Below are 14333 nucleotides of genomic sequence, written 5' to 3'. Positions count from 1 at the left end.
GCTTCGCCTCTCGCAATGACGACGAGAAGAAACAGAACGAATTAGCCGGCAGGGACTTCGGGTTTAATGGGCAAGATAACGGGTTTTCTCGAAATCGAACGGCATGACCGCAAGTACACCCCGGTCGCCGAACGTGTGAAGCATTACAACGAGTTCGTCGTTCCCTTGACCGAGAAGGAAACGCGCGACCAGGCTGCGCGCTGCATGAATTGCGGCATTCCCTATTGCCACGGGACCGGCTCGGTCGCGCCCGGCACGCCCGGCTGCCCGGTCAACAACCAGATCCCCGACTTCAACGACCTCGTCTACCAGAACAACTGGGAAGAGGCGTCGCGCAACCTGCACTCGACCAACAATTTCCCGGAGTTCACCGGCCGCATCTGTCCTGCGCCGTGCGAGGCCTCCTGCACGCTCAACATCGACGACAACCCCGTCACCATCAAGACCATCGAATGCGCGATCGTCGACCGCGCCTGGGACAATGGCTGGATCAAGCCCGAAATCGCCTCCGTCAAGACCGGCAAGAAGGTCGCGGTGATCGGCTCCGGTCCGGCCGGCATGGCCTGCGCACAGCAACTCGCGCGCGCCGGGCACGATGTGCATCTGTTCGAGAAGTACGCCAAGGCCGGCGGCCTGCTTCGTTATGGCATTCCCGACTTCAAGATGGAGAAGGGCGTCATCGACCGCCGCGTCAGGCAGATGGAAGGCGAAGGCGTCACCTTCCACTACAACAGCCATGTCGGCGCTGACGGCAATGTCGATCCGCGCGAGATGCTCAACGAGTACGATGCCGTCGCGCTGACCGGCGGCGCCGAAGCCCCGCGCGACCTGCCGATCCCCGGCCGCGAGTTCGCCGGCATCCACTACGCCATGGACTTCCTGCCGCAGCAGAACCGCCGCGTCTCCGAGGAGCCGCTGAACGGGGTCAGCGAGATCCTGGCCGCGGGCAAGCACGTCGTCGTCATCGGCGGCGGCGACACCGGATCCGACTGCATCGGCACCTCGCTGCGCCAGGGCGCGCTCTCGGTCACCCAGCTCGAGATCATGCCGGCCCCGCCCGAGCACGAGAACAAGGGCCTGACCTGGCCGAACTGGCCGCTGAAAATGCGCACGTCGTCGAGCCAGGCCGAAGGCGCGGTCCGCGAATTCGCCGTGCTGACGCAGAAGTTTTCCGGCGAGAACGGCCAGGTCAAGAAGCTGCACTGCGTGCGCGTCGACGACAAGTTCAAGCCGATTGCCGGCACCGAGTTCGATCTCGACGCCGAGCTCGTCCTGCTCGCGATGGGCTTCGTGCACCCCGTGCACGAGGGTCTGCTGAAGCAGCTCGCGGTCGAGCTCGACCCGCGCGGCAACGTCAAGGCCAACACGCTCGACTACCAGACCTCGCGCCCGAACGTGTTCACCGCCGGCGACATGCGCCGTGGGCAATCACTGGTGGTCTGGGCGATCCGCGAGGGCCGGCTGTGCGCACGGTCAATCGATATGTTCCTGATGGGGAAGACGGACCTGCCGCGGTAGCCGCTGGGCTCGCTGCAAGATTTACAAACGGTGTCATCGCCCGCGAAAGCGGGCGATCCAGTATTCCGAAACAATTGTGATCTACTGAGAAGCCGCGGCGTACTGGATGCCCCGCCTTCGCGGGGCATAACAGCGGAGTGAGGGGCAGCGAGCGGACTTCAGTCCAGTACGTGCGGGAAGTGTTGTGCGTCCCACTCGTCGAGCCGGAACAGCACCTTACCGTATGCGAGAAGCTTGTCGGTCGGCCGATAGGGTCGCGTAGAAACTTCAACATCCGATGCGACTTCACTTGGCATCAAGTGAAAATGTTCGTTAGTCGCATTCAGCGCCAGCAGTTCCTTAACGAAGAGGTCGCGGCCTTCGGAATTGAGCCATAGCTCGAATTCTCCAGCCGAGTTGATGTCCAAAGTAATCCGTGGCGCCATACTGCCCACTCCTCAATTCTGCAGCCTCACCCCAACCATCGCCACCGTGCCCTGCGAGCTTGAGCCCGGCTGGTTCGAATCCAGGATGTCGTGGCGCAGCGTGCCCTTGACCCAGATGTTGCGGTTGAGCTTGTAGATCAGATTGCCTTCGAGCGAGTAGGTCTTGTCGTTGCGGTTCTGGCCCTGATAGTCGTAGGTCCCGTAGGTGAACTTGCCGACCGCGGTGAGCCAGCGGCGGAAATCGTGATCGACCTCGGCGGCGTAGGTGTGCACCAGCACGCCGGAGGAGCCGGGGACGGTGGTCTCGGCGATCTGCGTGTCGGTTGAGAATTTCACCGTGGTCAGGCCGCTCGCATTCCAGATCAGCGAGCCCGAGGTCAGGAAGCCCGCGAGCTGGCTGAGGCGCGGGTCGACATAGTTGCGCGCGGAATAGCCGACCGAGACCTCGCCGGTGAGAATGCGCGAGAACTCGAAGGACGAGCCGACCTTGGCGTAGCCGCCGTCTGAATCGCGCAAATAGCCGTTGCGGTCGGCGGCCTGGTCGTGGACGCGGGTGTCGCCCTGGATCTCGACGAACGGCTTCAGGCCCGGCTTGAGATCGTAGGAGAAGCGCCCGACGCCGCCATACTGGTTGAAGTCGCGATCGTCGTTGCTGAAGGTCGAGCCGTCGGTGAGTTTTGAGTTGGTGTAGGCGGTGCGATCCACCGTGGCGCCGGCCGCGACCTGAAAGCGGTTGAAGGTCTGGTCGAAGCCGACGGTGGTGCCATAGCTGGCGTAGATCGGGTACTTCTGCAGGCCGGCCTGCACGTTCGGGCTGCCGGGATTGTCGGTGGCGAGCCGCAGGCGCAGCTGCGAGGTCAGCTTGAGATCGCGGTCGACGTCGAGGCGGCCGTCGACATGGCCGGTGAAATCCGGGCGGTCGATCTCGACCGGCGAGGGCGAGGCGAAGCCGTCAATCGTCGCCGGCATGTTTTGGGTATAGCCCGAGAACGAGCCGCGCAGATCGGCGACCAGCGCGTGGCGCTCCCAGTCGGACGCCACGAGAAGATCGGGTGCGACCACATAGACCGGCGAGCCGATCGGCTTGTTCAGACGCGCGGGATTGGTGTCGTAGCCGGCGGAGAGCTCAAGCCCGCCCTTGATCAGGAAACTGCCGGCATAGTCGCCGACGGCCCCGAACGGATCGTCATCCGCCTTGAGGCGGCGGCGCTGCGGCTGGCCGGGCACGGTGCCCGCCATCGCCGCCGGCACCGGCGCCTTGTTCGCGGACGCGGACGGCGGCGGCGCGATCCTGGGCAGACCGAGGGTGGACACCGGTGGCGTAGCCAGGGGCACCGGCGAGCCGGGACCGGCGGGGCGCTTCGGCTTGGGCTGGCCGGGATAGAGCTTGGGTTGCTGCCGCTTGCGGTTGAGCGAGTCGTAGCCGGAGGCGCTGGCACCATTGGCGGCGGGCAGGCCGTAGGTCGGGACCTGGTTGGTCGGGTTCTGGCCGGGGCGCGAGGTCGCCGGCGCCTGCTGGCGCTTGCGCGGGTCGGCATTGGGGTCGGGCAACGCCGGCAGCGCATCCGACGGCGCCAGCGGAACGCCTGCCGTGCGGCGCGTCGGCAGCGTGTCGGGCGAGGCGAAGCCGCCGCGGTTGGGATTGAACAGGTCCGGGGTGAGGCTCTGGGCCGCCGCGGGCGCACTTCCGAGCGCCGTCAGCACAAGACACGGCAAGGCGGCGCGCAGGAAATGCGCGCGTTTGCTCCGGCTGCTGCCTGGAGACGACCCCACGATGGAAGAACTCCAACGAAATCAAACACTTTCGCGATTGCCCCCGCCGACTGGCGGGAACCATCGTTAATGGAGTTAAAACAATTATGGTTAACGGCCCGTTGAGGGCTCTGGCGCTCTCGTCGCCTCGCAGGCCTCCGCGTGCTAAGCAGGTGCCAACGGGCGAACGCCCCCTCTTCCCTGGACCTGACCATGCCGAGCTCGATACCGCTGATGACCGCATCATCCGGCCCCATCCCCGACAGCGTCGAATCCGCGCTCCGCACCCTTGAGACCGAGAGCGGCGGCATCAACGCGCTCGCCGCCGCGCTGCGCGGCCCGCTGGGCGCGACCTTCGCCAAGGCGGTCGACCTGATTCGCAACGCGAAGGGCCGCGTCATCGTCACCGGTCTCGGCAAGTCGGGCCATATGGGCCGCAAGATCGCGGCGACGCTGGCCTCGACCGGTACGCCCGCCTTCTTCGTGCACACCGCCGAAGCGGCCCATGGCGATCTCGGCATGATCACCGCCGACGACGTCATCATGGCGCTGTCCTGGTCCGGCGAGCAGCCGGAGATGAAGACGCTCGTGAACTATTCCGCGCGGTTCGCGATCCCCATGATCGCGGTGACGTCGAACGCGGCGTCCTCGCTCGGGCAAGCCGCCGACATCGTGATCGAGCTGCCGAAGGCGCGCGAGGCCTGTCCGCACAATCTGGCGCCGACCACCTCGACCTTGATGCAGGCAGCGATCGGCGACGCGATCGCGATCGCGCTGCTCGAAGGGCGCGGTTTCACCGCACTGGAATTCGCGCATTTCCATCCCGGCGGCAAGTTGGGGGCGATGCTGAAATTCGTCCGCGACTACATGCGCACGGGCACGGAAATTCCGGTCAAGCCACTCGGCACCAAGATGTCGGACGCGGTGATGGAGATGTCCGCCAAGGGCCTTGGCTGCGTCTGCATCGTCAACGAGGCGAACGAGGCTGTCGGCATCATCACCGACGGCGATCTGCGCCGCCACATGCGGCCGGACCTGCTGACGGCGTCGGTCGACGACATCATGACCCGGCAGCCGAAGACCGTGCCGCCCTCGATGCTCGCCACCGAAATGATCGAGGTGCTGAACACCCGCAAGATCACGACGCTGGTCGTGACCGAGGCGGACAAGGTGGTCGGCATCGTGCACCTCCACGATCTGCTGCGGGCGGGCGTGGCTTAAGGCGCTCTCTCTCCGCACGTCATTGCGAGCGCAGCGAAGCAATCCAGACTGTCTCCGCGGGGACAGTCTGGATTGCTTCGTCGCAAAGGCTCCTCGCAATGACAGTTACTGCGGAAACCGCGCCGCCTTCTCCTCCAGCGGCAAGCGCAGCCCATTCGCCAGATACGACACCGTGCGGTAGAAGCCGCACAGCAGCATGATCTCCAGGATCTGCGCCTCGTCGTAATGCGCCGACAGCGCGGCGAACTCCCCGTCATCGAACGTCGCGCGGTGGTGCAGCGCGTCCACCGCAGCGATCAGCGCCTGCTCGGCCGGCGACCACCAGGGCGAAGCCGCATCGCCCTGCACGGTGGCGCGGACCTCGTCCTCGGTGAGGCGCGCCGGCCCGGCAAAGATCGCGACATGCACACCCCATTCGTATTCGCATTTGTTCAGCGCGCAGGTGCGGTCGATCACGATCTCGCGCTGGCGCAGGGACAGCGGCCCGGGATCGAGCAGGCCGCCGGCGCGAAACTTGTCCCAGGCGCGGGTATGGCCCGCCAAAACCCGGAACAGCGCCAGCGGCGGCGCCCCGCGCATGATGCGGTCGAACTGCCCCTGGATCTCCGGGGGATAAGGCGGCGCGAGCGGCGTGATGCGCGGCGTCGGAGATGACATGACCGACCTCTTTGCTACAATTACAGTAGCAATACGCTACATTATCTGTAGCAACGTGCAAGAGGGCAGCGATGGCGAAACAGGCCGGCTCGAAACCACGCAGCGTCCGCGGCTCGCGCACCGGGCGGCCGATCATGGCACTGCTCGACCTGCTCGGCCGGCGCTGGGCCTTGCGAATCCTGTGGGAGCTGCGCGACGCCCCCCTCACCTCCCGCGCATTGCGAACGGCCTGCGACGAGGCCTCGCCGACGGTTCTGCAGGCGCGGCTGGACGATTTGCGCGAAGCGGGGTTTGTGGAGCTGGGTGACGGTAGCGGCTATGGGCTGACGGCGATGGGACGGGACTTGTGCGAGACGTTCATGCCGCTGCACCGGTTTGCGGAGCGGTGGAAGGGGCCTTCCCCCTCTCCCCGCTTGCGGGGAGAGGGTCGGGGTGAGGGGGAGCCTCCGCGCAGACGGTGAGAGACGGACTCGCGGAGAGTCCCCCCTCACCCGGAAGCGGGGAGAGGCGAAGAATCCTCACGCCGCCGCGACCGTCAGATTCGCTCCGTCCACCTGCACCACCTTCACCCGCGTGCCCGCCGGCGTATCGGGACCTGCGACGCGCCAGACGGTGTCGCCGATGCGCATGGTGCCGTTGCCGTCGACGATCGGCTTCTCCAGCGTGAACTCGCGGCCCAGCAGCGCATCCGCGCGCTTGTTGAGGAACGGGCTCGTGCTCGCATCCAGCTTCGGCCGGGCGAGGCGGCGCCACACCGGCACGGCCGCGGCGGCGAACACCGCGAACATCACGAGCTGGATCTGCCAGGATATGGCGACAGCGAACGAGATCAGGCCGACCAGCAACGCGGCGAGCCCGAGCCAGAACAGGAACACGCCCGGCGCCAGCACCTCCAGCGCCATCAGGACGAAGCCGAAGATCAGCCAATTCCAGGTGCCGAGCGATACGAACATGTCGGTCATGACACGACCTCTAACCATTTGGCGCGAGCCCTCGGACGGGCATGCGCTGTGACTATCCCTGCCGCGGGGGCACTGCCGGCGGCGTGGGACTCGACTGCGGCACCGAGCCGCCGCGGCGGGCGGCGGCGGCCGCAGACGCCGCGCTCTCGCCGAACGTTGCCTTCGCGATCTCGCCGATGCCGGCGAGCGAGCCCAGCATGCTCATCGCTTCGACCGGAAGCATGATGACCTTCTGGTTCGGCGAATCGGCGAGCTGCCCGAACGCCTTGATGTATTTGTCGGCGATGAAATAGTTCAGCGCTGCGACATCCCCCTTGGAGATCGCTTCGCTGACCATCTGGGTGGCCTTGGCCTCGGCCTCCGCGGAACGTTCGCGGGCCTCGGCGTCGCGGAACGCGGCTTCCTTGCGGCCTTCGGCCTGGAGGATCTGGCCCTGTTTGGCGCCCTCGGCGCGCAGGATCTCCGACTGGCGCTGGCCTTCGGCGGCGAGAATGTCGGCGCGCTTGACGCGCTCGGCTTTCATCTGCCGGCCCATGGCCTCGACGAGGTCGGCGGGCGGCACGATGTCCTTGATCTCGATGCGGTTGACCTTCAGGCCCCAGGGCGAGACCGCGGCATCGACGACGCGCAGCAGGCGCTCGTTGATCTCGTCGCGATGCGACAGCACCTGGTCGAGATCCATCGCGCCCATCACCGAGCGAATGTTCGTCATGGTCAGGACCGTGATGGCCTGGGTCAGGTTGGAGACCTCGTAGCTCGCCTTGGCGGCATCGAACACCTGGAAGAACGCGACGCCGTCCACCGTCACGGTGGCGTTGTCCTTGGTGATCACCTCCTGCTCGGGGATGTCGATCACCTGCTCCATCATGTTGATCTTGCGCCCGACGCGATCGAAATAGGGCACGATCAGATTGAGCCCGGGGCTCAGCGTCTGGGTGTATTTGCCGAACCGCTCGATGGTCCAGTCATAGCCCTGCGGCACCGTCTTCACGCCGGCAACCAGCGTGACGATGACGAGCAAAACCAGGACAATCGCGAAAATGTCGAAACCGCTCATATTTCCTCCAAGGCGGGAAAAGCCCTTCCCCGCGCCGTCAATTGGTCGGGATCACGACCCTCAAAGTTCAGCGATGGGTTCAGCGGTCGCTGCATAATCTCGGCATCGGCGCGATTCTACACAAGACGCAGGGAGAGGGAATGGTCGCGATTATGTATTTGCGAGGCGCCCTTGAAAGCGCGCAGGCGTAGACCTAGCGGCGAACGTTAACGAATTCGGCCATGCCGGCGGTCGTAGCCAAATCCTATTCGATGACGTCGTTCGCGGTTGCGAGCAGGCTTGGCGAAAGCGTGACGCCGATCGCCTTGGCCGTCTTCAGGTTGATCGCGAGCTCGAACTTGATGGGATTCTGGACCGGCAGGTCGGCCGCCTGCGTGCCCTTCAGGATGCGATCGATGTAGGAGGCGGCGCGGCGCAGCTGCTCGGCGCTGTCGGTGCTGTAGGCCATCAGCCCGCCTTCGTCGACGAAGGTACGGCTCCAGAACACCGCGGGCGCGCGCGCTTCACTGATCGCCGCCAGGAGGTGCGCGCGGTTGGCCATGGTGAAGAAGTCCGGCAGCACCAGCAGGCCGCCGTCTTTCCGCAAGGCCAGGGCGGCGATCGAGGCCGCGTCATCGACCGGCGCGGGCTCCACCGTCACGTGGAGCGTCCGCGCCGCGTCCTCGATCGTGCGCAGCATCAGGGGCGCGAACGGCGCGGTGGCGGGATTGTAGACGACGAAGACGCGGGACACTTTCGGCGTGACCTGCGTCAGCATCTCCAGCCATTTGCCGGCCAGCGGGCCGTCGTAATCGGTGAAGCCGGTGACGTTGCCGCCGGGATGGGCGAGATTTTTGACAAACCCCTGGCTGACGGGGTCGGTGACCACGGCGAACACGATCGGGATCGTCGTGGTGCGCTGGCGCAGCTCTTCCACCGAGGGCGTGCCGACCGCGAGCAGGATGTCGGGCTTGAGCGCGACCAGTTCGTCCGCGAGCCGCGCAATGCGCGCGCGGTCGCCGCCGCCGCTGCGCCAATCGATCCCGAGGTTGCCGCGCTCCTTCCAGCCATGGCCGGCGAGCGCTTCGACCAGGACGGCGCTGCGCGTCTGCCCGATCGCATCGTCAGCCGCCGTGACCGAGAGCACGCCGAGCCGGCGCGGCGGATTCGGTTGCTGCGCCAGCGCCGGGGCCGGCAGCATTGCGGTCATCCCAAGAAGCGCCAGGCACTCGCGGCGGTTCATGGGGCACCCATCAGATCCAGCCCTGAAGCTCGCGCAGCACCAGGGTGCGGATCACGTCCATGCCGGGATCGCTGTCGTTGAGGCAGGGAATCGCGGAAAACTCTTCGCCGCCATTGTGCTTGAAGATCTCGGCATTCTCCTGCGCGATCTCCTCCAGCGTCTCCAGGCAATCGGCGGAAAAGCCCGGCGTCACCACCGCGATGCGGCGCACGCCCTCTTTCGCCAGACGCTCCATCGTCTTGTCGGTGTAGGGCTGGAGCCACTCGTCATTGCCGAAGCGAGACTGGAAAGTCAGCAGCAGCTTGGTCTCGTCCATCCCGAGCCGGCGGCGCAACGCCTCTGTCGTGGCGACGCACTGGCCCTGGTACGGATCGCCCTTGTCGACATAGGATTTCGGCATGCCGTGGAAGGAGGCGACAATCAGCTCCGGTGCGAACGGCAGGCTCGCCAGATGCGTCTCGATCGAGACGGCGAGCGCCTCGATATAAGCCGCGTCTTCATAGTAAGGCGGCGTCACCCGCAGCGTCGGCTGGTTGCGCAGGCGTGCGAGCACGCGGAACACCTCGTCGCAGACGGTCGCCGAGGTCGGGGCGGAATATTGCGGATAGAGCGGCACGGCGAGAATGCGCTCGCACCCCTTCGCAATCAGCGCGTCGATACCCGACTTGATCGAGGGATTGCCGTAGCGCATCGCCCAATCCACCACGACGTGGTCGCGGTCCGACAGCGCGGCTGCGAGCTTGTCGGCTTGCGACCGGGTGATGGTCTTGAGCGGCGACTCGTTCTTTTCGTTGTTCCATATCTTGCGGTAGTCGAGCGCCTTGGTGCGGGGACGGCTGCGCAGGATGATGCCGTTCAGCACGAGCTGCCAGATCAGGCCCTGGTCCTCGATGACGCGGGCGTCCGAGAGGAATTCCTTGAGATAGACCCGCACGCCCGGCGCATCGGCCGTATCGGGGGTGCCGAGATTGACCAGGAGCACGCCGACGCGCGGCGGACTGGACCGGACGGTGGGCGTTGCGGTCGCGATGGGGGCAATTGCGGTCATGGTCCGTTGGGTCGCGCGTTGCTCCGAACTTGTCAAGATGAGGCCTGTTTCGCTAGGGTCGCACCCAAGCGGGGGAGGAAAGATGACACTCGCGGAATGGTGCGTCTTTGGAGCACTGCTGCTCTATCTGTTAACGATCGTCTCGATCAAATGGATCAGGTTTCGCGGCTTCGACAATTCGCAGCCGCGCGATCCCGCCTTCTATCAGGATGCGATCGCGCAGCGCGCGCTCGGCGCGCACCAGAACGGCATCGAGACCTTTCCGTTCTTCGCCTTCGCGGTGCTGCTCGCCGAATACAGGGAGTCGCCGCAGCGCCTGATCGACGAGCTCGCGGTGCTGTTCCTGATCGTGCGGATCGCCTACGTGCTGACCTATCTCGGCAACCGCCCGACGCTGCGCTCGATCCTCTGGAGCATCGGCTTTGCGATCAATCTCGGGATCTTCTTCATGCCGGCACTGAAGCAGTTTCTGCCGGTGTGATGGGGCGAAGCCGTCCCAAAGTCGTCATTGCGAAGAGCCCTTGCGACGAAGCAATCCAGGCTGCCGCCGCGGAGGGACCCTGGATTGCATCGCTGCGCTCTCAACGACGGAGCAAGGTGAGCGACCGATGTTTCCGGCCGGCACCGCGAACGCAGGCACACCTGGTTCAAAAACACGTCGTCCGTTCGGCCGCGATATAGCCGAACAACAGGCCGGCGCCGAACAGCAGCACGAGGGCGGCGGCGCCGAATTCGAGGCCGCGCATGAACAGCGCGCCGCCGCCGTCGCGCCCGGCGCTCAGGCGGGCGGCGATGTCCTTGGCGGAGACGGCGACCACCGCAATGGCCGCGACCGTGATCGCGGTGCCGAGCCCCATCAGCAGGGTCGCGGCGATGCCGGCCCAGAACAGGCCCTGGGCGAGCGCAAACACCAGCACCAGGATCGCGCCCGAGCACGGACGGATGCCGACGGTGAGAATCGCGGCGAACCCGCGCCGCCAGCCGCCGGGGCCGGCCAATTCGCTCGGCGTGGGGCCGTGGGAATGACCGCAATGCTCGTCATGGACGTGGTCGTGCCGATGCTGGGCATCGGCGTGGGCGTGATCGTGGTGATGATGATCATGCGCATCATGGTGATGGTGATTATCATGGTCGTGCGGCACGCCGACGATCGCGGGTACCGGTTGGGCGGCCTGCAGCGCGCGAATGAAGGTGCGGCCCTTGGTCCAGACCAGACGCAGGCCGAACAGCGCGATCAGGCCATAGCTCGCGATCTCGATCGCGCCCTCCGCCTTGCACATGGTTTTTGCGGTGGCGTTCAGGATCCAGGCCGAGATACCGACGATCACGATCGCCACCAGCGACTGCATCAGCGCCGAGGCAAACGACAACGCGATGCCGCGCCAGGCGGTCTCGCGGTTGGCGACGAGATAGGAGGCGATCACTGCCTTGCCATGGCCGGGACCGGCTGCATGGAAGATGCCGTAAGCGAACGAGATGAAGAGCAGCGTCCACACCGCAGAGCCGTCGGTCTTCGCAGCGCGGATGGTCGCCGACATCTGGCGGTAGAATTCCGACTGTTTTGCCAAGAGCCAGCCGATGAGGCCGCTGGCCTCGGGCCCGGCCGCCTGCGCCGGGCGCGGGGCGCCGAACGGATTATTTTGCGCCAGGAGATCGTGAAGCGCGGCATCGGCCGCGGCCACGACGAGAAGAACGCCGGCGCAGACGACGAGCCCGCGCGCGAGCGACGAGAGATGCGGCTTCAAGGGCAATCCACCGTGATCTTGTTGGCGAACATCATGCCGAAATTGGCGTTCGGGCCATCCATGAAGGTCTGCTCGTTGAGCTTCTGCGCGGTCGCGGTGCCGTCGCTGGGACGGTCAAGTTTCATCTGGCAGCCTGTGGGCGCGCCGACCAGCTTGACCGGATTGTCCTTGGCCATCTGGAAGTCAATGAAGTAGGAACGGTCGAACACTTCGAGCACCAGTTGCTTGGGCTTGACCGGATTCTTCAGCGGCAGCGTGAAGTGCAGGGTCAGGACCGTATCCTTGTAGTCGAGGAAGTAGTCGACAGGCTCCTGGAATCGCTCCTTCTTGCCGTCGGCTCGCGCGAAGGTGAAGTAGGCATATTCCTTCAACGACTCGACGTTGGTCTGCGCCAGCGGCCCGAGCTCCTCGCGCGTATAGGCCCCCTTCTTCTTGGCCTCGAGCCCCTGCACCGCATAGGCCGAGAACATGTCGTCAAATGTCCAGGCGTGGCGGACGCCCGTGATCGAGCCATCCTGGGCATAGAGCAGCTCGCTGGTCGCGGTGATCCAGACATGCGGATGCGCGCGCGCCGCGCCCGATGCGAGCATGAGGCCGGCGGCGAGCAGCAGACCGAACAGGGCGCGCATACCCATCAGGCCGCCTTCGGGGCGTCGAGCAGGCCGCGGCGGCGGAGCAGCGCGTCGGGCTCCGGCGGGCGGCCGCGGAAGGCCTCATAGGCGACTTCCGGATCGACCGATCCGCCGCTCGAGTAGATGTCGTCGTGCAGGCGCTTGGCCACGGCGGGATCGAAGATGTTGCCGGCCTCCTCGAACGCGCCGAAGGCGTCGGCGTCCATCACCTCGGACCACATGTAGCTGTAATAGCCGGCGGCATAATGATCGCCGGTGAAGATGTGGCCGAACTGCGTGGGGCGGTGTCGCAGCGCGATTTCCTCGGGCATGCCGATCTTCTCCAGCTCCTTCTTCTCGAAGGCGCGGACGTCCTGCGCGCTTGCTGCCGGCTGGGTGTGGAATTCGAGATCGACCAGCGCCGAGGACACGAACTCGACCGTGGCAAAGCCCTGGTTGAATTTTCGCGCGGCGAGGAAGCGTTGCAGCAGGTCGTCCGGCAAGGGCTCGCCGGTCTGGTAGTGGCGGGCGAATTGCTGCAGCACCTCGGGCCGCTCCTGCCAGTGCTCGTAGAGCTGCGAGGGCAGCTCGACGAAGTCGGTGAACACGGATGTGCCCGACAGCGACGGATAGGTCACGTTGGAGAGCATGCCGTGCAGGCCGTGGCCGAACTCGTGGAACAGGGTGCGGGCATCGTCGGGCGACAGCAGCGAGGGCTCCCCGCCCGCGCCCTTGGAGAAGTTGCAGATGTTGAGGACCAGCGGCGCAACGTCGCCGTCGAGCTTCTGCTGGTCGCGCAGCGAGGTCATCCAGGCTCCGGAGCGCTTCGAGGGCCGGGCGAAGTAGTCGCCATAGAATAGCGCCTTGTGCTTGCCGTCCCGTCCCTTCATCTCCCAGACCCGGACGTCCGGATGCCAGACCGGCACGTCCGTGCGCTCCTCGAAGGTGACGCCGAACAGGCGCGTGGCGCAGTCGAAGGCGGCTGCGATCATGTGGTCGAGCGAAAGATACGGCTTGATCGCGGCGTCGTCGAAATTGGCGCGCTGGAGGCGCAGCCTTTCGGCGTAGAAGCGCCAGTCCCAGGGGGCGAGCTTGAAATTGCCGCCCTCGGCCGTGATCAGCGTTTGCATCTCGTCGCGGTCGGCGAGCGCCCGCGCCCGCGCCGGCTTCCAGACCCGCTCGAGCAGGCCCCGCACCGCGTCCGGCGTCTTGGCCATGGAATCCTCGAGCCGGTAGGCGGCGTAGGTCGGATAGCCCAGGAGATTGGCGCTCTCCTCGCGCAGCTTCAGGATCTCGACGATGGTCGTGTTGTTGTCGTTGGCATTGCCGTTGTCGCCCCGCGCCGTGAAGGCCTTGTAGACCTTCTCGCGCAGGTCGCGCCTCGCCGAACTCTTCAGGAACTGCTCGACCGAGGAGCGCGACAGCGTCACGATGGCCTTGCCGGCCATGCCGCGTTCGTCTGCCGCAGCCTTGGCGCTGGCGACGAAGCTCTCCGGCAGGCCCTGGCGGTCGGCCTCGCCGAGCTCCATGAACCATTCCTGCTCGTCGCCGAGCAGGTGGTGGCTGAAGCTGGTACCGAGCTGTGCGAGCCTCTCGTTGATCCCAGCCATCCGCGTCTTGGCCTCTTCGGAGAGGCCGGCACCGGAGCGATGGAAGCGGGTGTAGGTGCGCTCCAGGAGGCGAAGCTGCTCGGGCGCCAGCCCCAGGCTGGCGCGGTTCTCGTGAAGCTGGGCGATGCGGCCAAACAGCACGGCGTTCATCATGATCGGATTCCAGTGGCGCGCCATCCGCAAGGAGACCTCCTTGTCGATCTCCAGGATGGTTGGATTGGAATGCGCCGAGACGAGGTCGTAGAAGACCGCCGCGACCTTGCTCAGCAGCTTGCCCGAGCGCTCCAGCGCCGTGATGGTGTTGGCGAAGTCGGCCGTGGCCGGGTCGTGGGCGATCGCCGCGATCTCGGCGGAGTGATCGGCGAAGGCCTGCTCGAAGGCTGGAAGGAAGTGCTCCGGCTCGATCTCGTCGAACGGCGGGGTCGCAAACGGCGTCACCCAGGCCTTCAGCAGCGGGTTGGTCTCGGCGTCCGTAGTTTGGCGGGGTTCTGACATCGCAAGTCCC

At 65.8% G+C, this 14333-nt stretch carries 14 protein-coding genes; 4 read left to right on the top strand and 10 right to left on the bottom strand.

The genetic code is table 11. The annotated features are described in order from the left end of the window. The first annotated feature begins 66 nt into the window (after positions 1 to 66). Positions 67 to 1518 carry a glutamate synthase subunit beta gene (locus tag OC450_RS10925; RefSeq protein WP_262047857.1) on the top strand — a complete coding sequence of 484 codons (1452 nt, stop codon included), beginning with the start codon at positions 67 to 69 and terminating at the stop codon, positions 1516 to 1518. Between the two features lie 158 nt (positions 1519 to 1676). On the opposite strand, the gene OC450_RS10920 is transcribed toward OC450_RS10925, so the two are convergent. Beyond that, positions 1677 to 1943, bottom strand: a complete 267-nt coding sequence (locus OC450_RS10920; RefSeq protein ID WP_211381317.1) for a hypothetical protein — start codon at positions 1941 to 1943, stop codon at positions 1677 to 1679. A gap of 12 nt (positions 1944 to 1955) precedes the next feature. Further along, a complete protein-coding gene (locus OC450_RS10915) occupies positions 1956 to 3716 on the bottom strand; it encodes an outer membrane beta-barrel protein (RefSeq protein ID WP_211381316.1) in 1761 nt (586 codons plus the stop codon). A gap of 192 nt (positions 3717 to 3908) precedes the next feature. Between OC450_RS10915 and OC450_RS10910 the strand changes: the two genes are divergently transcribed. Beyond that, entirely contained in the window at positions 3909 to 4916 is a 1008-nt protein-coding gene (locus OC450_RS10910) for an SIS domain-containing protein (protein WP_211381315.1), read from the top strand. Between the two features lie 105 nt (positions 4917 to 5021). Here the strand turns inward: OC450_RS10910 and OC450_RS10905 are convergent, their stop codons facing one another. Next, positions 5022 to 5573, bottom strand: coding sequence for a carboxymuconolactone decarboxylase family protein (locus tag OC450_RS10905; RefSeq protein ID WP_211381314.1), 552 nt, complete (start codon positions 5571 to 5573; stop codon positions 5022 to 5024). A gap of 71 nt (positions 5574 to 5644) precedes the next feature. On the opposite strand from OC450_RS10905, the gene OC450_RS10900 reads away from it, so the two are divergent. After that, entirely contained in the window at positions 5645 to 6034 is a 390-nt protein-coding gene (locus tag OC450_RS10900) for a winged helix-turn-helix transcriptional regulator (RefSeq protein WP_262047856.1), read from the top strand. A gap of 57 nt (positions 6035 to 6091) precedes the next feature. On the opposite strand, the gene OC450_RS10895 is transcribed toward OC450_RS10900, so the two are convergent. The 4 genes from OC450_RS10895 to hemH all read right to left on the bottom strand — a co-directional run bounded on the left by OC450_RS10895 (position 6092) and on the right by hemH (position 9862). Then, positions 6092 to 6535 (bottom strand): NfeD family protein, encoded by a 444-nt coding sequence (locus OC450_RS10895; RefSeq protein ID WP_256807270.1) that lies wholly within the window; start codon positions 6533 to 6535, stop codon positions 6092 to 6094. 52 nt (positions 6536 to 6587) lie between these two features. Beyond that, positions 6588 to 7592: an SPFH domain-containing protein gene (locus OC450_RS10890; RefSeq protein WP_211381311.1), complete on the bottom strand. Its 1005-nt coding sequence runs from the start codon at positions 7590 to 7592 to the stop codon at positions 6588 to 6590. A 244-nt stretch (positions 7593 to 7836) separates the two neighbouring features. Continuing rightward, positions 7837 to 8814 carry an ABC transporter substrate-binding protein gene (locus OC450_RS10885; RefSeq protein WP_315986386.1) on the bottom strand — a complete coding sequence of 326 codons (978 nt, stop codon included), beginning with the start codon at positions 8812 to 8814 and terminating at the stop codon, positions 7837 to 7839. A 10-nt stretch (positions 8815 to 8824) separates the two neighbouring features. Beyond that, entirely contained in the window at positions 8825 to 9862 is a 1038-nt protein-coding gene (gene hemH / locus OC450_RS10880) for a ferrochelatase (protein ID WP_262047854.1), read from the bottom strand. 82 nt (positions 9863 to 9944) lie between these two features. On the opposite strand from hemH, the gene OC450_RS10875 reads away from it, so the two are divergent. Further along, positions 9945 to 10343 carry an MAPEG family protein gene (locus tag OC450_RS10875; protein ID WP_262047853.1) on the top strand — a complete coding sequence of 133 codons (399 nt, stop codon included), beginning with the start codon at positions 9945 to 9947 and terminating at the stop codon, positions 10341 to 10343. Between the two features lie 166 nt (positions 10344 to 10509). Here the strand turns inward: OC450_RS10875 and OC450_RS10870 are convergent, their stop codons facing one another. The 3 genes from OC450_RS10870 to OC450_RS10860 are packed head-to-tail and all read right to left on the bottom strand — an operon-like array spanning position 10510 to position 14323. Further along, a complete protein-coding gene (locus OC450_RS10870; protein WP_262047852.1) occupies positions 10510 to 11607 on the bottom strand; it encodes a nickel/cobalt transporter in 1098 nt (365 codons plus the stop codon). Further along, the gene (locus tag OC450_RS10865) at positions 11604 to 12242 is read right to left on the bottom strand and encodes a DUF1007 family protein (protein WP_211381307.1); all 639 of its coding nucleotides are present in this window, start codon (positions 12240 to 12242) and stop codon (positions 11604 to 11606) included. The genes OC450_RS10870 and OC450_RS10865 overlap by 4 nt, the downstream gene beginning before the upstream one ends. Continuing rightward, the gene (locus OC450_RS10860; RefSeq protein ID WP_211381306.1) at positions 12242 to 14323 is read right to left on the bottom strand and encodes a M3 family metallopeptidase; all 2082 of its coding nucleotides are present in this window, start codon (positions 14321 to 14323) and stop codon (positions 12242 to 12244) included. The genes OC450_RS10865 and OC450_RS10860 overlap by 1 nt, the downstream gene beginning before the upstream one ends. Positions 14324 to 14333: the final 10 nt, after the last annotated feature.

This window comes from Bradyrhizobium sp. Bra78 (genome assembly GCF_024519855.1).
GTDB lineage: Bacteria > Pseudomonadota > Alphaproteobacteria > Rhizobiales > Xanthobacteraceae > Bradyrhizobium > Bradyrhizobium japonicum_G.
Note: the sequence above shows the minus strand (reverse complement) of the source record. Positions and strands in the feature narration are given on the sequence as shown.